Here is a 23651-nt window from a genome sequence, read left to right on the forward strand (position 1 = left end):
CCCGCGTACCGTCTCCCCCGGCGGTACCCCGTACAGAAGACAGGAGGCCCTGATGCCCACGCAGGAGGCACCGCCGAGCCCGGGCGGGCACCGGATCACGGTGATCGGAGCCGGCACCATGGGCGCCGGGATCACCTCCCTCGCGCTCGGCCACGGCGTGCCCGTGACGCTGGTCGACGTCGACCCGGCCGCCCTCGACGGGGCGCGCGACAGGATCGCGTACCACGGGCGCGTCGCCCAGCTGATGGGGGCCGCACCGGAGGGGGTGCGCCCCGGCGCGCTCGACACCACCACCTCACTGGACTCCGCGGCCGAGGCCACGGTCGTCATCGAGGCCGTCACCGAGGACGAGGACACCAAGGCCGCTCTCCTCACGGAGGTGGGCGCCAGGACCAAGCCGGGCACGGTCCTGATCACCAACACCTCGTCCATCCCCGTGGACCACCTCGCCGGACACCACCCCCGCCCCGACGAGGTGGTGGGCACCCACTTCATGAACCCGCCCTACCTGATCCGCACGGTGGAGGTCATCAGGGGACCGCGGACCTCGCGGCACACGCTGGACGCCCTCGACGGCCTGCTGCGCACGCTGCGCCGGGAGTCCGTCACCGTGTCCGACGCGCCGGGGTTCGTCACCAGCCGCCTGCTGCACCCGATGATCAACGACGCCGCCCGGGTGGTCCAGGAGGGCACCGCCAGCGCGGAGGACGTCGACGCGCTCATGGTCGGCTGCCTCGGCCACCGGACGGGGCCGCTGCGGACCGCGGACATGATCGGCCTGGACAACCTCGTCGACTCCCTGTGGGTCCTGCACGAACGCACCGGCGACGAGCGCTGCCGCCCCTGCGACCTCCTCCTGGAGAAGGTCGGGGCGGGAGACCACGGCCGTAAGAGCGGCCGCGGTTTCTTCACCTACGAACGGACGGAGCAACTGTCATGACCACGCCCGCACAGACACCCCGGAGCCACGGGGAGATCGAGGCCGACCTCATCACCTTCCTGGAGGGCCGGACCCGGGCGTCGTGGGACGAGGACGTCGACCTGTTCGCCACCGGCGGCCTGTCGTCGATGTTCGCCATGGAACTCGTCGTGCACCTGGAGCAGGCCCACGGGGTCTCCATCCGCGGCGGCGACCTGAAACTCGACAACTTCCGCACGGTCCGGACCATGGCCGCCCTGGTCCGGCGCCTGAAGGCCGACGAGGACACCGATGGCTGACGACGTGACGGCCCTCGCGGCACGGGTCAGCGAGGTCGTCGGGGACCGTGCCGACGCGTGGGACCGCTCCGGGGAGCTGCCCGGACCGGTGCTGCGCGAACTCGCCTCCGGCGGTCTGCTGTGCCCGCAGGTCCCCTCCCGGTACGGCGGCCTGGGGCTGGACAGCCGTGAGGGCGGGGAGCTCACCGCGCACGTGGGCAGCCTGTGCAGCTCCGTGCGCAGCGTCATGACCTCGCAGCAGATGGTGGCGGGCAGCATCGAGCGGCTCGGGAACGAGGACCAGCGCGACCGCTACCTGCCGCTCCTGACGGGCGGGCGGATCGCTGCGGCCGCCTTCAGCGAGCCCGGCGCGGGCAGCGACCTCTCGGCCATGGCGACCACCATCCGGGCCGAGGGGGACACGGTGGTGGTCGACGGGCGCAAGTCGTGGATCACCACGTCCGCCTACGCCGACATGCTCCTGGTGTTCGGCCGGTTCGGGGACGCGGCGGCCGCGGTCGTCGTTCCCGCCGACGCCCCCGGCGTCACCGTCGAGAGGATCTCCGACCCCCTGGGCTGCCGGGCCGCCGGGCACGCCGACATCACCTTCGACGGTGTGCGAGTGTCGGCCGACGCCGTGCTCGGCGGCGGCGGGCTCCCCCTGCCGTTCCTGGTCACGGCCGCCCTGGCGCACGGCCGCATGTCGGTGGCCTGGGGGTGCGTGGGCATCCTGCGCGCCTGCCTGTCCGAGGCGGCCCGGCACGCCCGTACCCGCGAACAGTTCGGCGTCCCGATCGCCCGGCACCAGCTGGTCGCGCGCCACCTGGCCGAGATCTACACCGCCGAACAGATCGCCACCCGCGCGTGCGAGCACGCCAGCGGCCGCTGGGAGGCCGGTTCGCCGGACATGGTCACCGCCACCGTGCTGGCCAAGCACGTCAGCGCCACCCACGCCGTCTCCGGCGCGAGTGCGGCGCTGCAGGTCCTGGCGTCCGCGGGGGCCCGCGACGGCCACACCGTGGCGCGCGCCCACCGGGACGCCCGGATGATGGAGATCATCGAGGGCAGCAGCGAGATGTGCACACTCCTCCTGGCCGACCACGCCCTTGCCACCGCCGACTGAACCATTCCCGAAGCGAAGAGGAGGAGCAACGGTGAGCACAGACACGCAGAGCCGCGATCCGGCGCTGGTGAAGTGCCTGGTGTGGGACCTCGACAACACGTTGTGGCGGGGGACCATCCTGGAGGGGGACGAACCGGTCCTGGCCGAGGAGCTCCGCGACGTGGTGGTCGAGCTGGACTCCCGCGGCATCCTCCAGGCGGTCGCGAGCAAGAACGACCACGACATGGCCTGGGCCTGGCTGGAGAAGCTGGGAGTGGCCGAGTACCTCGTGCTGCCCCGCATCGGCTGGGGCCCCAAGTCGCAGTCGGTACGGGCCATCGCGGACCGGCTGAACTTCGCCCACGGGGCGGTCGCCTTCGTCGACGACCAGCCCGCCGAACGCGCCGAGGTCGAGTTCTCCCTCCCCGAGGTCCGCTGCTACACGGCGGAGCAGGCCGCGTCCCTGCCGGAGCTGCCGGAGTTCAGCCCGCCCGTGGTCACCGTGGACGCGCGGCGCAGGCGCACGATGTACCAGGCGGGGTTCGCGCGCGAGGAGGCGCGGACGGACTTCACCGGCCCCGACGAGGAGTTCCTGCGCTCCCTGGACCTGGTGATGGGCATCGGAAGGGCCGGTGAGGAGGACCTGTCCCGGGTCGAGGAACTGACCGTGCGCACCAGCCAGATGAACGCCACCGGCGTGCACTACTCCGACGCCGCCCTGCGCGGGCTGCTGTCGGATTCCGGGCACGAGGTGCTGGTCGTCACCCTCACGGACCGCTTCGGCCCCCACGGGGCCGTCGGAGTGGTGCTCCTGGAGAGGCACCCGGAGGTGTGGCACCTGAAACTGCTGGCGACCTCCTGCCGGGTGGTCTCCTTCGGTGCGGGCGCCGCGATCCTGAACTGGCTGGTCGACCAGGCCGCGCGCGGGGGGAGGCACCTCGTCGCGGACTTTCGGCCCACGGATCGCAACCGGATGATGGAGATCGCCTACCGGTTCGCCGGATTCACCGACGACCCCTGCCCGTGCTCCGGGGCGGTGGCCGGGGCCGCCGAGGAGGGCGTCCAGAGGCTGCACCTGGCGGCCGAGCGCCGCGAACCCCCCGCCACGCTCAGGATCGAGGCCGCGGACCTGGGGTGAGGACCCGCCGGGTGGAGGCCACCCGGCGGCGCCCTCCCTACCGTTTGCGGACCAGGGTGATCCCGTCGGCCATGGGCATGAGGGACAGGTCCACCCTCTCGTCGCGGTGCAGGGCCGCGTTCAGCTCACGGATCGCCTCCGTGTCCGGGTCCCGCGCCTCCCCGTCGGCCACGCGGCCGGAGAAGAGGGTGTTGTCCACGACGATGAGCCCGCCGGTGCGCACCAGCGGGAACGACCGCTCGTAGTAGACCGGGTAGTTCTTCTTGTCGGCGTCGATGAAAACCATGTCGAAACTGCCCGGGCCCTGTTTCCCGGCCAAATCCGAGAGCGTTTCCGCGGCGTCCCCCACGCGCAGTTCGATGCGGTCTTCGACCCCGGCGCGTTTCCAGTGGGGGGCGCCTATTTCCGCCCAGCGGTCCGTGATGTCACAGGTGGTGACCTTTCCCCCCGGGGGGAGCGCGCGAGCCATGCACAGGGTGCTGTAGCCGGTGTAGGTGCCGATCTCCAGCACCGAACGGGCGCCGACCAGCCGGACGAGGAGGGCCAGCAGCTGTCCCTCCTCCGCCATAACCTGAAGCGACTCCCCTCCGGGAAGTCCGGACGTTTCCTGGCGCAGTTCGGACAGGACGTCGTCCTCGCGCAGGGAGGCGCCGCGCACGTAGTCCATAAGGGCGGGGGTCATTTCGGTCTGATGAGCCATGCGGTGGATACTAGACGGAGTGACCAGGCGGGACAAAGCATGGGGAATGGTGGTTTATCCGCTCCGCGTGGAAACGGAGCCGCCCGGGACCGGCCCCACCGGGACGCCGTCCAGCGTGCGGCGGCGGGACGCACGCCCCGGAACAGAACGGGCCCGCCGCGCGTTGGCCGGTACGTGCCCGCGGCGCCCCTTCGCCCGTCCGCGACCGCGCGCCCACCGCGCGGACCCGGCGGCGAAAACCGGTTGCCGTCCCTCCTACCCTTGACTACTGATGAGCACCACCACGCCCGCGCCCGCCGCGGACACGCTGCGCTCCCGGCTGCGCGACCTCATGCCCTCGGACCGCCACCGGCTCCGTCGGCGTATCGACGGCCTGGCCAAGATCGGCGACGAGCGCCGCCGCGCCTCCGTCGCCGCCCAGATCTCCGGGGACGTCGACGAGGCGCTCCTGCGCGTGAACCTGCGCCGCGAGTCCGTGCCCGAGCTGAGCTACCCCGAGTCCCTGCCGGTCAGCTCCCGGCGCGACGACATCGCCGAGGCCATCCGCGACCACCAGGTCGTCATCGTCGCCGGTGAGACCGGCTCGGGCAAGACCACCCAGCTGCCCAAGATCTGCCTGGAGCTGGGGCGCGGCGTCATGGGCACCATCGGTCACACCCAGCCCCGGCGGCTGGCCGCCCGCACCGTCGCCGAGCGCATCGCCGAGGAGATCGGCACCCCGCTGGGCGAGACGGTCGGCTACAAGGTCCGCTTCACCGACTCCTCCAGCGACAGCACCCTGGTCAAGCTGATGACCGACGGCATCCTGCTCGCCGAGATCCAGCACGACCGCATGCTGCGCCAGTACGACACGCTCATCATCGACGAGGCCCACGAGCGCAGCCTCAACGTCGACTTCCTGCTGGGCTACCTCAAGCAGCTGCTGCCCCGGCGCCCCGACCTGAAGGTCGTCATCACCTCGGCCACCATCGACCCCGAGCGCTTCTCCCGCCACTTCGACGACGCCCCCATCGTCGAGGTCTCCGGGCGCACCTACCCGGTCGAGGTCCGCTACCGGCCCATCTCCGAGGAGATCCTCGACCCCGAGGAGAAGAATCCCGGCGGGGGCACCGACCGCGACCAGACCCAGGCCATCCTGGACGCCGTGGACGAGCTCGGCCGCGAGGCCCCCGGCGACGTGCTGGTCTTCCTCAGCGGCGAGCGCGAGATCCGCGACACCGCCGAGGCCCTGGAGAAGAAGAGGCTCCCGGGCACCGAGGTCCTGCCGCTCTACGCGCGCCTGTCCACGAACGAGCAGAGACGCGTGTGGTCCTCGCACAGCGGACGGCGCATCGTCCTGGCCACCAACGTCGCCGAGACCTCCCTGACCGTCCCCGGCATCAAGTACGTCATCGACCCCGGCACCGCGCGCATCTCCCGGTACTCCCACCGCACCAAGGTGCAGCGCCTGCCCATCGAGGCGGTCTCCCAGGCCTCCGCCAACCAGCGCAAGGGCCGCTGCGGCCGCGTCTCGGAGGGCATCTGCATCCGGCTGTACTCGGAGGAGGACTTCCTCTCCCGCCCCGAGTACACCGACCCCGAGATCCTGCGCACCAACCTGGCCTCGGTCATCCTCCAGATGGCCGCCCTGGGGCTGGGCGACGTCGCGGCCTTCCCGTTCGTGGACGGCCCCGACCACCGCCAGATCAAGGACGGCGTCAACCTCCTCAACGAACTGGGCGCCCTGCACCCCGACGAGTCCGGAGGCAGGCGCAGGCTCACCCCGACGGGCCGCCGCCTGGCCCAGCTGCCCATCGACCCCCGCCTGGGCCGGATGGTCCTGGAGGCCGAGGAGCGCGACGTCCTGGGCGAGGTCCTGGTCATCACCGCGGCCCTGTCCATCCAGGACCCGCGCGAGCGGCCCACGGACAAGCAGCAGCAGGCCCAGCAGGCGCACGCCAGGTTCACCGACAAGGAGTCGGACTTCCTGGCCTACCTCAACCTGTGGAACCACCTGCGCGAGAAGCAGCGGGAGCTGTCGGGTAACCAGTTCCGCAGGTTGTGCCGCGAGGAGTACCTCAACTACCTGCGCGTACGCGAGTGGCAGGACATCCACGGCCAGCTCAGGCAGGTCCTGCGCTCCATGGGCGTGGAGGTGCCGCACCCGCGCGAGGAGGCCGCCGACCCCCGCGGCGTGCACATGTCCCTGCTGGCCGGACTCCTGTCGCACGTGGGCCTCAAGGACCCCGAGAAGCACGAGTACCTGGGGGGACGGGGCGCCCGCTTCGCCGTCTTCCCCGGTTCGGCGCTGTTCAAGAAGCAGCCCCGCTACGTGATGGTCGCCGAGCTGGTGGAGACCTCCAAGCTCTGGGGCCGCATGGTGGCCCGGATCGAACCCGAGTGGGCCGAGGAGCTGGCCGGGGACATCGTCAAGCGCAGCTACAGCGAGCCGCACTGGGAGCGCAAGCGCGGCGCCGTGATGGCCTTCGAGCGCGTCACCCTCTACGGCGTGCCCATCGTCGTGCAGCGCAAGGTCTCCTACGGGCGGATCGACCCCGAGCTGTCCCGGGAGCTGTTCATCCGCCGCGCCCTGGTCGAGGGCGACTGGGAGACCCGCCACCACTTCTTCCACGACAACCGCAAGCTCCTGGACGAGGTGGAGGACCTCGAACACCGCGTCCGGCGCCGCGACATCGTCGTGGACGACGAGACGCTGTTCCAGTTCTACGACGCCCGCCTGCCGGACTCGGTGGTCTCGGCCGCGCACTTCGACTCCTGGTGGAAGAAGGCCCGCCGCACCGAGCCCGAGCTGCTGGACTTCACCCGCGACGAGCTCATCAACGAGGGCGCGGGGGCGATCAGCGAGGACGACTACCCGGACGTGTGGCGCCAGGGCGAGTTCACCTTCCCGCTCAGCTACCAGTTCGAGCCGGGCAGCGACTCCGACGGCGTCACCGCGCGCGTCCCGGTGAAGTTCCTCAACCAGGTGGAGGACACCGGGTTCGACTGGCAGATCCCCGGACTGCGCGACGAACTGGTGACCGCGCTCATCCGGTCGCTGCCCAAGCCGCTGCGCCGCAACTTCGTCCCCGTCCCGGACAACGCCGCCCGCGCCCTGGCCGGGCTGGTCCCCTACGAGGGGCCGCTCACCGCGGCGCTGGCCGCCGAGCTGACCCGGATGGCGGGGGAGCGGATCGCCCCCGGCGACTTCCAGCTGGACCGGGTGCCCGACCACCTGCGCATCACCTTCCGGGCCGTGGACGACCGGGGCCGGACCCTGGCCGAGTCCAAGGACCTGGAGAAGCTGCGCGCCAAGCTCAAACCGCGCCTGCGCGAGGCGATCTCCGCCGAGGCCAAGGGCGTGGAGAAGAAGGGTCTGACCTCCTGGGACTTCGGCCCGCTGGAGCAGACCCTGGAGCGCAAGGCGCTGGGGCCCAAGGTCAAGGGCTACCCGGCGCTGGTGGACGAGGGCGACAGCGTCGCGATCCGCATCTTCGACACCCGACCCGAGCAGCGCGCCGCGATGTGGGCGGGCACCCGCCGGCTGCTGCTGCTCACCGTGCCGTCCGTGGCGAACGTGGTGAGCAAGGGACTCAACAACCCCGACAAGCTGGCCCTGGCCGACAACCCGCACGGTTCGATCCGCAGGATGCTCGACGACGCCGAGGCGGCCGCCGTCGACCACCTGCTCGCCCGCGAGGGCGGACCGGTGTGGAACGGCGAGGACTTCGCCGGGCTCGCCGACCGGGTGCGCGCCGACCTCGGCGACACCCTGGCCGAGATCCTGGACAAGTCCGCGCGCGTCCTGGTGCTGTGGCGCAAGGTGTCCAAGAAGGTCAAGGGGACCACCTCGCTGGCCGTGCTGCCCTCGCTCAACGACGTGCAGGGCCAGCTCGGCGACCTGGTGGGCGAGGGGTTCGTGACCCGCACCGGCCCGGCCCGCCTGGACGACCTGCACCGCTACCTGCGCGGGGTGGAGTACCGGCTGGACAAGCTGCCGGAGAACCCGCGCCGCGACCAGGTGAACATGTCCAAGGTGGAGCAGATGCGCCAGGCCGTGGCCAAGCTGCGCGGGGGCCTGCCGCCCGGCCGCGCGGCCGACCCGGACGTGGCGGAGCTGCGCTGGATGCTGGAGGAGTACCGGGTGAGCCTGTTCGCGCAGGAACTGCGCACGGCCTACCCGGTCTCGGACAAGCGCATCCTCAAGGCGGTCGAGGCCGTCAAGGCCGCCGACCGGAAGTAGGAGGGGTCGCGCCCGCCGGGGCGCCGCCAGGGCCGAGCTCCGGCGGCGCCGTCAAACCGTTCTCACCACGGTGCGGTGCTCGCGTACCGCTGAAGCCAGTTCCCTGATCGGCCGGGCGGGCTCGCTGAGGGACTCCACCACGGCGTCGAAGCATGGGTTGGGGACCGTCACGGTCTGCCCGCGTTCCACGGGCTTCCCGATGGCTCCGAGGACGGCTCGGTGGTACGAACACTCATCGGTCATAGACATCACCTCGGGCACCGACTTTGACGACAACCACGGTGATCTGACCGTCATCGACGGTATAGACCACCCGGTAGTCGCCGACACGGATGCGGTAGCCGTCCCTGGCCTTGAGCTTCTTGCAGCTGTCTGGGCGCGGATCGTCAGCAAGGTCCGCTACGGCTTCGACGATGCGCTTACGCACCGATCCGTCGAGCTTGCGCAGTTCCTTGCGGGGCCGAGGCCTTGATCTCGATCGCGTAGCGGCTCACGCGTAGTCCTCGACCCGGAAGGGCACGGTCCCTTCATCGGTGCGGGCATTGATCACCGCGCTGTCAGCGGTGTCCGCCAACTCTTCCAGATACGCGGCGCTCACCAGGACCAGTCCGCGGTCGGCCAACGCCTCGGCCAACTCAGCCGCCGTCTGGCCCGGGTCGACCGGTTCAGCTGTCATTCGCTTCTCCTCGGGGCGCCCGACCGCCCGGCCACGAACGGTCGCGGACCGTGCGCTTGCACGCGGTCCATGAACTCAGGTCCTGACAAGCCTAGCCTCGGGTGCGGAGGGAAGGAGAGTTCGACAATCCGAGCCGGTACCAGGGCACCAGGGCCAAGGCGGAACAGGCACGCCGGGCGATAGCATGCCGCTGGTGGTGTAGACCACCTTCGGTACATGTGCGATGAGAACGGGGTTCCCGGTGGGCGAATCGGCGGACAGCTCGGTGGACGGCAAGCGGCTCCTGCTGGTGGGCACCTACACCCCCGACTCCGACCCGCCCGGGGAGGGCGAGGGGATCTACCGCGTCTGGTTCGACCCCATGACCGGCGAGATGACCGACGGCGGCACCGCCGCCCGCACGCCGGGCCCCTCCTTCCTCGCCTTCCGCGAGGACCCGCCCACGGTGTACGCGGTCAACGAGCGCGAGAAGGGCGCCGTCACCGCCTTCCGGATCGACGGCGGCGCCGGGCTCACCGAACTGGGCCAGGCCCCGACCGGCGGCGGATCGCCCTGCCACGTGCTCGCGCGCGGCTCCGAACTGGCGGTGACCAACTACGCCAACGGAGTGGCCACGCTGTACGCCCTGGCCGGGGACGGCTCCCCCGACGAGACGGTCGCGGAACTCGCGCACTCCGGAAGCGGCCCGGTCACCGACCGCCAGGAGGGGCCGCACGCGCACAGCGCCGCCGCCCCCGACGACCGTCACCTGCTGGTGGCCGACCTGGGCACCGACGAGCTGCGCGTCCTGCGCGGCGGCGCGGAGGTCGGCGCCGTCGCCCTGCCGCCGGGCACCGGGCCCCGGCACACGGCCGTCCTCGGCGAGTACCTCTACGTGGCGGGCGAGCTGGACTCGCGCGTGCACGTCCTGCGCTGGAACCCGGGCACCGGCACCGCCGAGCACCTGGGCTCCGTCGAGGCCACCGGTGAGGAGGCCGCGGGCGCGAACTTCCCCGCCGAGATCCTCACCAACGGCGACCACGTCTACGTCTCCAACCGGGGCGCGGACACGATCGCCACCTTCGCCGTCCGCGACGGCGGCGCCCGCCTGGAGCACGTCGCCGACACCCCGGCCGGAGGGCCGTGGCCGCGCAACTTCACCGTTGTTCGCGGACACCGCGACGAGCCAGACCACCTGGTCGTGGCCGCCCAGAACGGCGACTCGCTGGCCGCACTGCTCCTGGACCCCGACACGGGCGTCCCCGCCGACACCGGCCACCGGCTGCGCCTGCCCGTCCCCGTGTGCGTGCTCCCGGTCCCGATCACCCGCATCCGCCGCGCCGGGGGAACCCGGGACTGACACGGCGTCCCCCAGACGCGCGCGGCGCTCCGCCCGCCCCTGAGCGTCGACCGTGGCCCGGAAACGAACGGTTCCCGGGCCACAGCCGTCACCGCCTACCGTCCACCGCCTTCCGCCGGGCGCCGCGTTCGGCCAGTTCCGGGAGGCCCGCGGCCCGGGCTTCGGCGGCAGCCCCGGGACGAGTCCGGACCGTGAGCCGCAGGGGACCACCGGCCGTGGTCGGACGGGCGCCCCGGACGGACCGGCCCCGTACCCGCCGATGGGGAACCGCTGACGTTTCCTCCTCGCCCCCGTCGTGCCTTCCCACTTCCAGGTCATGGCATAGTCACAATGTGTGCATGATTGCTAACGCACAGCACGCACGCCGGTCGGCCGCCAGGGGAGCGGGCCGGACCTTCCTGGTCACGGCCGCCACCCTGGCCCTGGCCGCGGGCACCATGTCGGCTGCGCCGGGGTTCCGGGGCTGGTGGGCCCCGGCCCCCGCCGCCGCGGCGGTCACGGTCAACCCCGTCGCCCCCGCACTCGGCTTCAACGCCATCTCCGAGGGCGACACCTACCTGGCCGGAACCGAGTCCGAGGGCCCGATCGCGGTCGGCGGCGACCTGTCCTTCGGCCGCGACTACCGGGTGCGCATCCACAACGACGGCACCTTCACCGCCCCGGGGGAGGACAACCCCGTGGCGCTGCTGGTCCAGGGCGAGGTGGACTTCGACGACAGCGACCCGCAGGGCGTGCTCAGCATCCCCACGGGCGCCTACGTCAAGATCGGCGACCTCGACGACGCCGACGTCTTCACCACCGACCTCAACAACGCCTCGGCCAACACCCGGATCGTCCCCCAGGGCGCCGGTTACGAGGGCTATCCGCGGGTCCAGCTCAGCACCATGCAGCCCGCCGACTCGGTGGGGCCGGCACCTGACCTGATCGACTTCGAGGAGGCCTTCTCCGCCTTCCGCTCCTACTCGTCCGGGTTCGCGCTCTGCTCCACCACGGCCACGCTGACCACTCCCAACGGCGACCCGATCGACCCGGACGCCATCCCCGAGGGGGCGGACCTGCACGTCAGCCTCACTCCCGGAGAGCAGAACGTCCTCAACATCACCGCCGAGGAACTGAACTCGCTCGCCCAGCTGACCTTCGACGACCCGCCCAGCCAGGACACCCCGCTGATCATCAACGTCGACACCTCGGGCGTCGGCGGCGACTTCACGTGGGAGGGCCCCACCGGCGCCGGGTTGAGCTCCTCCACGGCCCCCTACACCCTGTGGAACTTCTCCGACGCCCGGACGGTCACCATCCCCGTGGGCACCGACAGCATCGAGGGCACCGTCTACGCCCCGAACGCCGCGGTCAACCACTACTCCTCGGCCAACATCGAGGGAACGGTGGTCGCCCGCGAGTTCACCCAGGACCTGGGCGGCCCGCGTGAGAGCCAGCGCGACACGCGTGTCATCCGGTCCTTCGAACTGCACTACCACCCGTTCGACGCCGAGCTGACCACGTGTGACGCGGACGAGCCGACGGACCCGGATGAGCCGACGGACCCGGATGAGCCGACCGATCCGGACGAGCCCACCGACCCCGACGAGCCGACCGACCCGGATGAGCCCACGGATCCGGATGAGCCGACGGACCCGGATGAGCCGACCGATCCGGATGAGCCGACCGATCCGGACGAGACGGACGACCCGGATGAGCCCACGGATCCGGACGAGCCCGGCCGTCCGGACGAGACCGACGACCCCGACGACCCGGCCCCGGGCTACCGGTAGGGGGCACCGGGCGACCGGGGGCACCGGTCGCCCGGGCTCGACCCCTCCGGGGAGGCCGCGCGGGGCGGGGGGAGCCCAGCCCTGTGACACGCGTCTCAGGCGACCCCCTACAAGGCCGGGGCCCGCAGAACTGTGCGCCCCGGCCTTCGTCCTGGTCACCGCCATAACGGACAATGGGCAAAGATCCGCCTCCACGACCTCCCGAGGGAAACGCCCATGCCCACGACCAGGACCGGCATCCGTCACAGGGGCCTGACCGCCCGCGACCTCGCGCTCATCGCCGTGTTCGCCGGGCTCATCGCCGCCCTCAGCGTCACGGTCGCCATCCCGCTGCCGTTCTCGCCGGTGCCCATCACCCTCCAGACCCTGGGCATCATGCTCGCCCCCAGCCTCCTGGGCTGGAAGCGCGGCCCCCTCGCCGTGGCGGCCTTCATCGTGCTCGGCCTGGCCGGACTCCCGCTCTTCGCGGGCGGCATGGGCGGCGTCGGGGTCCTGGCCCGGCCCTCGGCCGGGTTCATCGTCAGCTGGGTCCTCGCCGCGCTGGTCATCGGCCTGCTCACCGACCTCATGGTCCGCGGCACCCGGGGGCGCTACCGGTTCTGGGCGGGACTGGGGATCAACGTCGTCGGCGGCATCCTCGTTATCTACGCCGTCGGCGTCCCCTGGATGGCCGTCGTCATGGGCGACGGGGTCCTGGCCGCCGCCTACTCCATGGTGGCCTTCCTGCCGGGCGACCTGGTCAAGGCCGTGGTCACCGCGCTCATCGCCAGCGCCGTCTACCGCGCCTACCCGATCCCGCCCGCGGGCCGCCCCGTCCTGGAGACCGCCACCGCCCGCGGGGAATCCTGATGCTGCGCCTGGAGGGCGTCTCCCACTCCTACGACGACCGCGCCGTGCTGCGCGACGTCACCCTCGACCTCGCCGAACACCGCATCGGCGTGATCGGGGCGAACGGATCGGGCAAGTCCACGCTCGCCCGCACCCTCAACGGCCTCGTCGTCCCCGACGAGGGCCGTGTCACGCTGGGGGAGTGGGACACCCGTCGCCACGCCAAGCGGATCCGGCGCCGGGTCGGCTTCGTCTTCTCCGACGCCGCCAACCAGATCATCATGCCCACCGTGGCCGAGGACGTGGAGATCGGCCTGCGCTCCCTGAAGCTGGGCCGCGAGGAGACCGCCCGCCGGGTGGAATCGGCCCTGGTCCGCTACGGCCTCGACGGCCACCGCGACCACCCCGGCCACCTGCTCTCGGGAGGGCAGAAGCAGCTCCTGGCCCTGGCCTCGGTACTGGTCACCGAGCCCGAGGTGCTGGTCTGCGACGAGCCCACCACCCTGCTCGACCTGCGCAACACCCGCACGGTGCACCGGACCCTGGACGGTCTGGAGCAGCAGGTCGTCCTGTTCACCCACGACCTCGACCTGCTCGACGGCTTCGACCGGGTGCTGGTCATGGACGCGGGGCGGGTGGTCTTCGACGGCGTTCCCGGCGACGCCGTGCGCCACTACACCAAACTCATGGACGAGCGGTGAGCACGGTCGGCCTCTACGTCCCCGGCACCGGGTTCCTGTACCGGATCCCGGCCGGGGCCAAGCTCCTCGCGCTGCTGCTGGCCGGTGTCGGCCTCGTCGTCTGGGCGGACCCCCGGGTCGCCGTCGGCGCCCTGGCCGCCGCGCTCGCGCTGTACCCGCTGGCCGGTCTCCCGCTGGGGCGGGCCTGGTCCGCACTGCGCGCGCTGTCGCCGTTCCTGCTGGCCATCGGCCTGTTCCAGGTCCTGTTCGCGGACTGGCAGACGGCCCTGCGCCTGTGCGCGCAGCTGGCCGCGCTCGTCCTGTTCGCCAACCTCGTCACGCTCACCACCCGCGTGCGCGCGATGCTCGACCTCTTCGAGCGCATGGCCCGCCCGCTCAGGCACGTCGGCGCCAACCCCGACCGGATCGCCCTCGTCCTGGCGCTCACCGTCCGCTCCATCCCGATGGCTGCCTCCGCCTGGCAGGCCGCACGCGAGGCCTACCGCGCGCGGGGGCTGTCCGGCCGTCCCCACCTGCTCGTGGTCCCGGTCATTGTCCAGCTCCTGCGGATGGCCGACGCGACGGGGGAGGCCCTGGTGGCCCGCGGTATCGACGAGGACACCCGCGGCTGAGGATTCGCCCGCCGGGACGGACGAAAAGAGGGAACCGGGTACCGATTCGGTATCGAGATGTTCGTATTCGCGACATTTCACTGGATAATGTCGGTAACCCAGCCCATCCGCGTGTCAGCGAACCGGTGATACCGTGCCCCGGCATTCCCCCGCCGACACCCGAGCCCGGTCCGTCGCCGTCGTGGCGGCCGTCCTCGCGGTGATCCTGGCCTTCACCCTGCCCGGCGCCACCTCGGCCTCAGGGGCCGCGCCGCCCCGCCCGGACCCCGCGCTGTTCCGCTCCCTGGTCTCCGAGGACGCGTTCCCCCTGGTGCCCTTCGCGCCCGTCGGCGCGCCCGCCACCGGAGGGCAGGGGCTCACCCCCGCCCAGCGCGAGGAACTCACCGCGCGCGTCGGGGCGATCGGGGAGGAGCACCCGGCCGACTTCGCGGTCGCCGTGCAGGACCTGCGCACCGGGGCCACCTTCAGCCACGGCGCCAACCGGCGGTTCCCCACCGCGAGCGTGGCCAAGCTGACCATCCTCACCATGCTGCTGCTGCGTGCCGAGGAGGAGGGCCGCGACCTCACCGGGGCCGAGCGCTCGCAGGTCTCGGCCATGATCCGCCACAGCGACAACGAGGTCACCGACGGCCTGTACTCGCGGATCGGGTTCACCGACGGCTTCGTCGAGGGCACCGAGACCCTGGGTTTCACCAACACCGTCCCCCACCCCGGCGGCAGGTGGGGCGCCACCATGACCACCGCCGCCGACCAGGTGCGGCTGCTGCGGGCCCTGTACTGCGACGGGAGCCCGCTGGCGGAGGAGGACCGGGCCTACGCGCGCGGGCTGATGGAGTCCGTCGCCGCCGAGCAGTCCTGGGGGGTCTCGGCCAGCGCCGGCCCCGACGACACCGTCGGCCTCAAGAACGGGTGGACCCCGCGCGAGGCCAACGGCGGCCTGTGGAACGTCAACAGCGTCGGCTACGTGGCCGGACCCGGCCGCGAGTACCTGATCGCGGTCCTGACCGACGGCAGCCCCGACTACACCACCGGCGTCGCCCTGGTGGAGGAACTGGCGACCACGGTCACGGCGGCGATGGAGGAGGCCCGCGCCGCCGGGGACCCGGACGGGTGACCGTCCCGGCCCCCGGCCCGCGCACACGCGCGCCCCGCCCGGAGGGTTCCGGACGGGGCGCACGGGGGTCGCGCGGCCGACTAGTCCAGCGGCCCGCCGGCGACGTAGAGGACCTGGCCCGACACGAACCCGGCCTCCTCGCCGGTGAGGAAGGCGACGGCGTTGGCGATGTCCTCGGGCACGCCCACCCGGCGCACCGGGATCTCGGCCTCCTTGAAGGCCTTCATGTCCTCGTACTCGACGCCGATGCGCTCCGCGGTCGCCCTGGTCATGGCGGTCTCGATGAAGCCGGGCGCGACCGCGTTGCAGGTCACGCCGAACTTGCCCAGCTCGATCGCCAGGGTCTTGGTGAACCCCTGGAGCCCGGCCTTGGCCGCCGAGTAGTTGGCCTGGCCCCGGTTGCCCAGCGCGGAGGAGCTGGACAGGTTGACGATCCGGCCCCAGCCGCCCGAGGTCATGTGGGCCTGGGCGGCCCTGCTCATCAGGAACGAGCCCCGCAGGTGCACGTTCATCACGGTGTCCCAGTCCTCCACGGACATCTTGAACAGCAGGTTGTCGCGCAGGACACCCGCGTTGTTCACCAGGATCGCGGGCGGCCCCAGGCGCTCGGCCACGGTGTCGACGGCGGCGGTCACCTGGTCTGGGTCGGACACGTCGCAGCCCACGGCCAGGGCGGTGCCGCCCGCGGCGGTGACGCGGTCGACGACCTCCTGGGCGTCGGACTCCCTCAGGTCCAGCACGGCGACGGAGCGGCCCTCGCGCGCCAGGCGCTCAGCGACTGCGGCACCGATCCCACGGGCCGCACCGGTCACGACGGCCACACGGGGCGTTGGTGACATGGGATTACCTCCAAGAGTTCGCGTGGTGGGCGCGAGGAGATCCTATCCACATGCCAACCGGTCGGTAGGTGGACGGGGTGTGTCCGGGGCCGGACCGCCCGCGGGCGGGCGGATTCGCGACTACCCGCTTCACGGGTCGGCCGAAGTCGTCTCCGCGTTTGCCTGCACAACGTCGGGGCTTGGCCTACGATTGCCTGCAAGACGAAGATGCACGTGCATTCGAGTCGTGCAGCGGCACGCGCCCGACCTGCACGCCGACACGGCCCGCCCCGGCCGTGTCACCGACGCCCACACAGCGGTGCGTCAGGGAGGAGTGGAAGGCATGGAGTGCGCTGAGGCGGTGGCCGACCCGGCCGGTGGCTGGTGGCTCAGGGTCCTGACGCACGGTTCCCGCCGCTGGAACACCCCCGTCTGCGGGGACCGGCACGACGCCGTCACGTGGAGCTTCGAGCCGCGCCCCCACTCGGTGGGGGCAGCGCGCGAGATTTCCGAGGCGCTTCTCCACGAATGGGAGATGCACTACTTGTCCAGCGATGTCGCGGTGGTCGTTTCGGAATTGGTCACCAATGCGCTCCGGCACGGCGGCCCTCTGCCCTTGACAGGGCAGAGCGAGGGCGGTATTCAGCTCTCGCTCATGCGCAGCGGCAGTGAATTCATCTGTGCGGTTCGTGACGGTGGAGACCGGCTGCCGGAGAGAAGGGAAACCGATCTCGACCTGGAGGGCGGTCGGGGGCTTGCCTTGGTGAGTGCTTTCGCGCGAGAGTGGGGTGTGATTCCCACGCCGCCCGGTGGAAAGTTCGTTTGGGCGCAATTCGTGTGAGTCCCGGGGTTCCCGCCGGGGGCCGCGCCGGATCACTCCCGGCGGCGGGGCCCTCCCCGGAGGTGCCGGGGATCCGCCAGCGAGGCGAAGGCACCACTGCTCTATCGTTCTATCGTGTACCTGTAGTGTCTTGTCCGCACGGCAAAGGTGTCCCTTCGCACGGATACCCTTGTGCGAGGAATGAGGGAGAGGCGGCGAACGTGGATATCGCTCGATTGCGCCAGGGGAGCGGCCCCACTGTGCGCCGCATGCTGATCGGGCACGAGCTGCGCCAGCTTCGCGAAGCGCGTGGTATCAGCCGAGAGGATGCCGGGAACAAGATTCGGGCATCGGCGTCGAAGATCAGCCGTATGGAACTCGGCCGGGTCGGTTTCAAGCTGCGCGATATCGAGGACCTCCTCAAGATGTACGGGGTCTCCGACCGCAAGAGGATCAGGGAAATCCTCGAAGTCGCGCGCGAATCCAACAAGCCCGGTTGGTGGAAGGAGTACGGGGAGTCACTGCACAAGTGGTTCATCCGCTACGTCGGCTTCGAGGAGGCCGCCGACCACATCCGCATCTACGAGTCCCAGTTCGTTCCGGGGCTGCTCCAGACCGAGGAGTACGCGCGGGCGGTCATCTCCGGCGGCGTGGAGACCGACGAGGTCACCGAGCAGCGCGTCGACGCCAGACTCAAGAGACAGCGGCGCCTGCGCACCGACACGAGCATGCGCATGTGGGTGATCCTCGACGAGGCGGCGGTCCGCAGACCCATCGGCGGTCCGGAGGCCGGGCGCGAGATCATGCGCGGCCAGCTGGAGTGGCTCATCCAGCTCAGCAAGGAGTACGACAACATCACGCTCCAGATCGTCCCCTTCGCGGTGGGCGCGCACGCGGCCGAGGCGGGGTCGTTCACGCTCCTGCGCTACTCGGAGTTCGAGCTCGCGGACATGGTCTACCTGGAGCAGCTCACCGACGGCGAGATCATCGACCGCAGGCCGGTGGTGGAGGCCTACACCAAGGCCATGACCCGGCTCAGCGTCGCCGCGGCCACGCCGGACGAGACGCTGGAACTGCTGGAGCAGATGTTGGAGGACCTGGACAAGGAAACCGGCTGACCAGCGGCGTGGGACGGGAGGAGGGGACCCCGAACACGCTCCCAGGGATACGAGAGGCTCGCCGAGGCGGGCCTTTCCGGGTTTCGGGGCACGTGCGCGCACACGGACGGCCCCGCGGTCGCGGAGCGGCCGGGGCACGGCGATCGGGGCGGTGCCCGAGGAAGGGGTCACCGCCGAGCGGTAACCCCTCCTGTGTGCGTCGGGGCAGAACGCGTCCGACGGGACGAGAGGCCCTAGCTGAGCAGGTTGTCGAAGTCCCCGTCCTTGGCGCCCAGGATGAGGCAGTCGATCTCCTCCTGGGTGTAGACCAGCGCCGGTCCGGACGGGAACCGCGAATTGCGTACGGCGATGGAGCCGTCGCCGAGGCGGGCCATCTCGACGCAGGCACCCTGCGAGTTGCTGCGCCGGGCCTTCTGCCAGGCCGCCTCGGTGAGCTGGGTCGCGGGGATGCCGTTGTGTGCGGTCATGCTGCTCCTTTTTTCGTCGAGGGGAACGTCCGTGCTAATGCACCGCCACATGCACGTGCATCAGCACCGACACGTTCACAAGCATAGCGTGACCCCCGCCACCTGTCCGGAGGTTTGGTGGTATGTAAGCGCCATGTAACCCATGGCCTGCCCGTGTGTTGCGCCCACGTGTCCCGGGGGTGTTTCGGCCGGGAGGCAAAGGCGGTTAGGACACGCGGCTCCCCCTGACAGGGGGAACAGGGGATCGAGAACACGCGGTCGTTCCGGGCCGTGGGGGCGCGGGTGCGCGGGAGGCGCGGACCCCCGCCCGGCGGGAGGGCGGCACGGGAAGGGAGCGGACACGCGTCGGCCCCGTCGGCCGGGGCGGGGGCCCGGGTCGACGGGGCCGGTGCGGTGGGACGGGGCGGGGATCAGGAGCAGGACAGCGCGGTGGTCAGCGCCTCCAGGTTGCCCCGCATGATCGACGGGTAGTCGTCGCCGGGGGAGTCCTCGGTGACGCCCTCCAGCGGGTCGAGCACCTCCACCTGGGCGCCGGTCTCGGCGGCGATGGTCTCGGCGGTCGCCGCGGGCATCAGCGGCTCGGTGAAGATCGTCTCGATGCCGCGCTCGTTGACGACGTCGGTGATGGCCGCGATCTGCGAGGGGGAGGGCTCGGTCTCGGGGTCCACCCCGCTGACCCCGATCTGCTCCAGGCCGTAGGCCTCGGTCAGGTAGGTGAAGGCGGTGTGCCCCACGACCACCTCGTCGTGCTCGCAGGAGGACAGCCCCTCCTCGTACTCCTGGCCGATCGCCTCCAGTTCGGCGGTCACGGCCTCCACGCCCTGGGCGTAGCCGTCGGCGCCCTCGGGGTTGACCTCGGCCATCCGGTCGCCGAGCGCCTGGGCGGTCTGGGCCATCAGGTCCACGTCCAGCCAGAAGTGGGGGTCGTACTCGCCGTGGTCGTGCCCCTCCTCGGCGGCGGTCTCCTCCTCCGCGTGCGCCTCGTCCTCGGCGTGGTCGTGGCCCTCCTCGCCGTGGCCGTGCTCCTCCTCGCCGTGGCCGTGCCCCTCTTCGGCGTGCCCGTCGCCTTCGGCGTGGTCGTGGCCGCCCTCTCCCGCCGGGTGCAGCTCCACGACGTCGGCGACGTTGAACGCGCTCTCGGCGGCCTCCTGCGTGATCGCCTCGTCCACGGCGGGCTGGAGGCCCTCCACGTAGAAGGCGATGTCGGACTCGCTGACCTCGGCGACCTGCCGGCCCGTCAGCTCCAGGTCGTGGGGCTCGGTGCCGGGCTCGGTGAGCTGGACGACCGCCACCCGGTCGCCGCCGATCTGTTCGGCCAGCCACTCCAGGGGGTAGACGCCGGTGACCACGGTCAGGTCCGCGTCGGCGGGTGAGACACCCGAGTCGTCCGCCCCCTCACCGCCGCTTCCGCAGGCGGTGATCGTCAGAAGTGTCGCGGCGCCGAGGGCGGCGGCCCGCACGGTTGTCCCAGTTCGCATGGGTCAATTGTCGGAAGAATGAAAACGGTTGTCAATTTGTCTGTTCGGAACGGACCGCTCACGCACCCCCGGAACCGCCGTCCGCGGGCACGGGGAGCGGGCGGCCGGACGCGGAACCCGGGGCGCCGCGCGGCGCCCCGGAGTCCTTCCCGCCGGACCGGTCTCCACCGCGCCCCGACGGTCGCGGCCGCCCGCCGCCGTGCGGCCCGCGGCTCAGGTGGACTCGGAGAAGCGCTCCACGTCGTCGGTGCGCCCCGCGACCACGATCACGTCGCCCTTGTTCAGCACCGTCTCCTGGGTGGCGTAGGTGAACTCCTCACCCATCCGCTTCACCGACACCACCGTGATCCCGTAGTGCTGGCGCACCCGGGTCTCGCGCAGCGTCTTGCCGATGAGCTCCTTGGGCGCCTTGGTCTTGCCCAGCGAGAAGCCCTCCTCCAGCTCCACGTAGTCGAGCATCCTGCCCGACAGCAGGTGCGCCACCCGCTCACCCATGTCGTGCTCGGGCAGCACCACGTGGGTGGCCCCGACCTGTTCCAGGATGCGGCCGTGGCGGCGGCTCGTCGCCTTCGCCCAGATGTTGGACACCCCCATGTCCACCAGCAGGGAGGTGGCCAGGATGCTCTCCTCCAGGTGGGTGCCGATGGCCACCACCGCGCTGCGGAACTGGCCCGCGCCCACCTGGCGCAGCGCCTCCTCGTCGGTGGCGTCGGCGATCACCGTGTGCGTGAGCGCGTCGGCGAAGGACTGCACCAGCCGCGGGCTGGAGTCCACGCCCAGCACCTCCCACCCCCGGCTGACCAGCTCCAGGCCGAGCGAACTGCCGAACCGGCCCAGGCCGATGACCAGGACCCGCTTGTCGGTGAGTCTCCTGTGCTGCTGCACGGTGTCCCTTCCTTCCCTCGGAGTGCTCTCAGCCGATGATCGGCCGCGCCTCGGCGAGATCGTAGCGCCGGCGGTGGTCGCGGAAGGCCAGCGCCGTCACGAAGGTGATGGGGCCGATCCGGCCCGCCACCATCAGCAGGGCCAGCAGGAACTGGGCCCACGGCGCCAGTTCCGCGGTGATGCCCGTGGACAGGCCGACCACGCCGACGGCCGAGACCACCTCGAACATCACCGGGAGCAGTTCGAACGGGGTGGTGCGCACCAGCAGGACGGTGGTGAAGGCCACGACCGTCGCGGACAGGAACACCAGGCTCAGCGACTGCCGGATCACCTCGGGCGACAGCTGGCGTCCGTAGACGTGCACCTTGTCGTTGCCGCGGACCTCTGCCGCCACCACCAGGAAGATCACCGCCAGGGTGGCCACCTTGATGCCCCCGGCCGTTCCGGCGCTGCCGTTGCCGACGAACATCAGCATGATCGTCACCAGCAGCGTGGCGTCCTCCATCTCCCCGGTGTCCACGGAGTTGAGGCCGCCGCTGCGCGGCATCACGCCGTGGAAGAAGCCGTCGACCAGCCGGGACCACCAGTGCATCTGCCCGAGGGTCTGGGGGTTGTGCCACTCCATCAGGGTGACCAGCAGTGCCCCGCCCACGAAGAGGATCGAGGTGGTGGTGACGGTGAGCTTGGTGTGCAGGCTCCACAGGCGCGGGGTGCGCAGTTCGCGCCGCAGTTCCAGCAGGACGGGGAAGCCGATGCCGCCCAGGATCACCGCCAGGGCGATCGGCACCAGGATGAACGCGTCGCCGGAGAACCGCATCATGCTGTCCCCGTACAGGGAGAGCCCGGCGTTGTTGAAGGCCGAGACCGAGTGGAAGAAGCCCGAGTAGGCGGCCTCCCCGAGCGTCATGTCGTAGCCCAGCCACAACCTCGGGGTGATCAGCAGGAACGTCAGTCCCTGACAGATGAGGAAGATCAGGGCCACCCGGCTGACCAGGCCGCGTACGTCTCCCACCCACATGCTCCGGGTCTCGGTCTGCACGGTCAGCTGCATGCGCAGTCCGAACCGGCGGATCATCGCGGTGCCCAGCAGGGAGGCCAGGGTCATGATGCCCATGCCGCCCACCTGCATGAGCGCCAGGACCACCCCCTGGCCGAAGGTGTTGAGGTCGTTGCCGATGCTGACCACGCTCAGCCCGCACACCGAGAGCGCCGAGGTCGCGGTGAAGAAGGCCTCGACGAAGCCCAGGCCCCTGTCGTCGGGCGTGGTCAGCGGGGTCATCAGCAGCGCCGTGCCCATCAGGTCCACGACCACGTAGGCCATGAGGAACACGCGCGCGGGCTGGCGCCACGTGCTGGCCTCGCGGGTGGTGCTCAGTTCCCGGCGCAGTTTGTACGACAGCCTCGCCGCCCTGAGCGGCAGGAGCGAGCCGCGCAGCCTGAGCAGGGAGCGCAGCCCCGCTCTCAGCCGGTTCTCGCTCATCGCTGACCGCGGGTCGGGAAGGGTGCCACGGTGTCTCCTTAGACGTTCCTGGGCGCGGGGAAGTGTGCCGGAGGGTTGCGATCGTGGCACGCCGACGGCCCGTCCAGCATCGTAACCGCGCGGAGGGCGTGCCGGTGGCGCCCGCGGCGGTCCCCACCAGCGGGGACGCGGCCCTGGGAACGGGCCAGCGGCGGCGCCCCGGCGCGGCCGGCCCGGCCCGGCCGGGGCGCCGCACCAGGTCAGGCGTGGCGGGCGCCCTCGTGGTCGGCGTGGCCGGGCGGCTCCAGCTGCAGTGTGGAGTGCTCGACGTCGAAGTGACCGGTCAGGCACTCGTGGAGTTCGTCCAGCATGCGGCCGCTGTCGCGCAGGTGCTCCTCGGCGACCACCACGTGCGCCGACATCACGGGCACCCCGGAGGTGATGGTCCAGGCGTGCAGGTCGTGGACGTCCAGGACGGCGGGGTGTCCGAGCAGGTGGTCGCGGACCTCGCTCAGGTCCATGCCCTGCGGTGTGGCCTCCAGGAGGATGTGCACGGCCTCGCGCAGGAGGGACCACGCGCGGGGCACGATGATCGCCGCGATGCCCAGTGAGACGAGGGTGTCCACCCGGTCCCACCCGGTCAGCCAGACGACGACGCCGCCCGCGATCACCCCGACCGAGGCCAGGGCGTCGCTCAGGACCTCCAGGTAGGCGCCCTTGACGTTGAGGCTCGCGCGGGCGCCCGAGCGCAGGACGAGCAGCGCGCCGATGTTCATGACCAGGCCGAAGGCGGCCACGGCGATCATGCCCGGCCCGGACACGTCGGCGGGCGCGCGGAGCCGTTCGACCGCCTCCACCACGATGAACCCGCACAGGACGAACAGCACCAGCGCGTTGACGGCGGCGGCGAGGATCTCCGCGCGCTGGTAGCCGAAGGTGCGCCTGCTGGTGGCGGGCCGGGCGGCGATCCACACGGCCACCAGGGCCAGGGCCACGCCGAAGGAGTCGGTGACGGTGTGCCCGGCGTCGGCGAGCAGGGCCAGGCTGTCGCTGAGCGCGGCGCCGACCACCTGGACCGCGGCGACGGCGAGCATCATCCCCAGGACCACCGCCAGCCGTCTGCTGTTGGCGGCCCCGGCGGTGACGCCGTGCCCGTGCCCGTGGTCGTGTCCCAGGCCCATCAGCCCTCCCGTTCCGACGTCCTCT

Annotated in this window: 23 protein-coding genes; 13 read left to right on the plus strand and 10 right to left on the minus strand. The window is 71.5% G+C overall.

Features of this window, described 5'->3' with window-relative positions:
• Positions 1-52 precede the first annotated feature (52 nt).
• From PV789_RS06455 to PV789_RS06470, 4 genes are read left to right on the plus strand one after another with little or no spacing between them, the layout of a single operon-like run.
• Entirely contained in the window at positions 53-940 is an 888-nt protein-coding gene (locus tag PV789_RS06455) for a 3-hydroxyacyl-CoA dehydrogenase family protein (protein ID WP_274976567.1), read from the plus strand.
• Positions 937-1218, plus strand: a complete 282-nt coding sequence (locus PV789_RS06460; protein ID WP_248773858.1) for an acyl carrier protein — start codon at positions 937-939, stop codon at positions 1216-1218. Before PV789_RS06455 ends, PV789_RS06460 begins: the two co-directional genes overlap by 4 nt.
• Complete coding sequence (locus PV789_RS06465; protein ID WP_274976568.1) at positions 1211-2320, plus strand: acyl-CoA dehydrogenase family protein; 1110 nt, start codon at positions 1211-1213, stop codon at positions 2318-2320. Before PV789_RS06460 ends, PV789_RS06465 begins: the two co-directional genes overlap by 8 nt.
• Before the next feature lie 31 nt (positions 2321-2351).
• Positions 2352-3437: an HAD-IIIC family phosphatase gene (locus tag PV789_RS06470; RefSeq protein ID WP_274976569.1), complete on the plus strand. Its 1086-nt coding sequence runs from the start codon at positions 2352-2354 to the stop codon at positions 3435-3437.
• Positions 3438-3474: 37 nt separating this feature from the next.
• Here the strand turns inward: PV789_RS06470 and PV789_RS06475 are convergent, their stop codons facing one another.
• Entirely contained in the window at positions 3475-4137 is a 663-nt protein-coding gene (locus PV789_RS06475) for an O-methyltransferase (RefSeq protein ID WP_274976570.1), read from the minus strand.
• Positions 4138-4408: 271 nt separating this feature from the next.
• Here PV789_RS06475 and hrpA point away from each other — a divergent pair, with 271 nt between their 5' ends.
• A complete protein-coding gene (hrpA, locus tag PV789_RS06480; protein ID WP_274976571.1) occupies positions 4409-8359 on the plus strand; it encodes an ATP-dependent RNA helicase HrpA in 3951 nt (1316 codons plus the stop codon).
• Between the two features lie 51 nt (positions 8360-8410).
• Here hrpA and PV789_RS06485 read toward each other — a convergent pair whose 3' ends face one another.
• The 3 genes from PV789_RS06485 to PV789_RS06495 form a co-directional block, all read right to left on the minus strand.
• Positions 8411-8602, minus strand: a complete 192-nt coding sequence (locus PV789_RS06485; RefSeq protein WP_274976572.1) for a hypothetical protein — start codon at positions 8600-8602, stop codon at positions 8411-8413.
• Complete coding sequence (locus tag PV789_RS06490) at positions 8592-8786, minus strand: type II toxin-antitoxin system RelE family toxin (protein WP_274976573.1); 195 nt, start codon at positions 8784-8786, stop codon at positions 8592-8594. Before PV789_RS06490 ends, PV789_RS06485 begins: the two co-directional genes overlap by 11 nt.
• A gap of 63 nt (positions 8787-8849) precedes the next feature.
• Positions 8850-9035: a hypothetical protein gene (locus PV789_RS06495; RefSeq protein WP_274976574.1), complete on the minus strand. Its 186-nt coding sequence runs from the start codon at positions 9033-9035 to the stop codon at positions 8850-8852.
• Positions 9036-9258: 223 nt separating this feature from the next.
• On the opposite strand from PV789_RS06495, the gene PV789_RS06500 reads away from it, so the two are divergent.
• The 6 genes from PV789_RS06500 to PV789_RS06525 all read left to right on the plus strand — a co-directional run bounded on the left by PV789_RS06500 (position 9259) and on the right by PV789_RS06525 (position 15400).
• A complete protein-coding gene (locus PV789_RS06500; protein ID WP_274976575.1) occupies positions 9259-10374 on the plus strand; it encodes a lactonase family protein in 1116 nt (371 codons plus the stop codon).
• Between the two features lie 338 nt (positions 10375-10712).
• A complete protein-coding gene (locus PV789_RS06505; protein ID WP_274976576.1) occupies positions 10713-12146 on the plus strand; it encodes a choice-of-anchor A family protein in 1434 nt (477 codons plus the stop codon).
• Between the two features lie 216 nt (positions 12147-12362).
• Entirely contained in the window at positions 12363-12995 is a 633-nt protein-coding gene (locus PV789_RS06510; RefSeq protein ID WP_274976577.1) for a biotin transporter BioY, read from the plus strand.
• Entirely contained in the window at positions 12995-13675 is a 681-nt protein-coding gene (locus tag PV789_RS06515; protein ID WP_274976578.1) for an energy-coupling factor ABC transporter ATP-binding protein, read from the plus strand. Before PV789_RS06510 ends, PV789_RS06515 begins: the two co-directional genes overlap by 1 nt.
• On the plus strand, positions 13672-14286 hold the full coding sequence (locus PV789_RS06520) for an energy-coupling factor transporter transmembrane component T family protein (RefSeq protein WP_274976579.1): 615 nt from the start codon (positions 13672-13674) through the stop codon (positions 14284-14286). The genes PV789_RS06515 and PV789_RS06520 overlap by 4 nt, the downstream gene beginning before the upstream one ends.
• Positions 14287-14419: 133 nt before the next feature.
• Positions 14420-15400 carry a serine hydrolase gene (locus tag PV789_RS06525; protein WP_274976580.1) on the plus strand — a complete coding sequence of 327 codons (981 nt, stop codon included), beginning with the start codon at positions 14420-14422 and terminating at the stop codon, positions 15398-15400.
• 80 nt (positions 15401-15480) lie between these two features.
• Here PV789_RS06525 and fabG read toward each other — a convergent pair whose 3' ends face one another.
• Complete coding sequence (gene fabG / locus PV789_RS06530) at positions 15481-16239, minus strand: 3-oxoacyl-ACP reductase FabG (RefSeq protein WP_274976581.1); 759 nt, start codon at positions 16237-16239, stop codon at positions 15481-15483.
• A gap of 322 nt (positions 16240-16561) precedes the next feature.
• Between fabG and PV789_RS06535 the strand changes: the two genes are divergently transcribed.
• The gene (locus PV789_RS06535; RefSeq protein ID WP_013151573.1) at positions 16562-17059 is read left to right on the plus strand and encodes an ATP-binding protein; all 498 of its coding nucleotides are present in this window, start codon (positions 16562-16564) and stop codon (positions 17057-17059) included.
• A 248-nt stretch (positions 17060-17307) separates the two neighbouring features.
• On the plus strand, positions 17308-18156 hold the full coding sequence (locus PV789_RS06540; RefSeq protein ID WP_274978067.1) for a helix-turn-helix domain-containing protein: 849 nt from the start codon (positions 17308-17310) through the stop codon (positions 18154-18156).
• Between the two features lie 233 nt (positions 18157-18389).
• Here the strand turns inward: PV789_RS06540 and PV789_RS06545 are convergent, their stop codons facing one another.
• The 5 genes from PV789_RS06545 to PV789_RS06565 form a co-directional block, all read right to left on the minus strand.
• Entirely contained in the window at positions 18390-18623 is a 234-nt protein-coding gene (locus tag PV789_RS06545) for a DUF397 domain-containing protein (RefSeq protein ID WP_013151575.1), read from the minus strand.
• Positions 18624-19033: 410 nt separating this feature from the next.
• A complete protein-coding gene (locus tag PV789_RS06550; protein WP_274976582.1) occupies positions 19034-20101 on the minus strand; it encodes a metal ABC transporter substrate-binding protein in 1068 nt (355 codons plus the stop codon).
• Between the two features lie 213 nt (positions 20102-20314).
• The gene (locus PV789_RS06555; RefSeq protein ID WP_274976583.1) at positions 20315-20986 is read right to left on the minus strand and encodes a potassium channel family protein; all 672 of its coding nucleotides are present in this window, start codon (positions 20984-20986) and stop codon (positions 20315-20317) included.
• Positions 20987-21014: 28 nt separating this feature from the next.
• Positions 21015-22466: a TrkH family potassium uptake protein gene (locus PV789_RS06560; protein WP_274976584.1), complete on the minus strand. Its 1452-nt coding sequence runs from the start codon at positions 22464-22466 to the stop codon at positions 21015-21017.
• 239 nt (positions 22467-22705) lie between these two features.
• Positions 22706-23626 carry a cation diffusion facilitator family transporter gene (locus PV789_RS06565; RefSeq protein ID WP_274976585.1) on the minus strand — a complete coding sequence of 307 codons (921 nt, stop codon included), beginning with the start codon at positions 23624-23626 and terminating at the stop codon, positions 22706-22708.
• Positions 23627-23651: the final 25 nt, after the last annotated feature.

The organism is Nocardiopsis camelliae (assembly GCF_028993595.1).
GTDB classification, from domain to species: Bacteria; Actinomycetota; Actinomycetes; order Streptosporangiales; family Streptosporangiaceae; genus Nocardiopsis; species Nocardiopsis dassonvillei.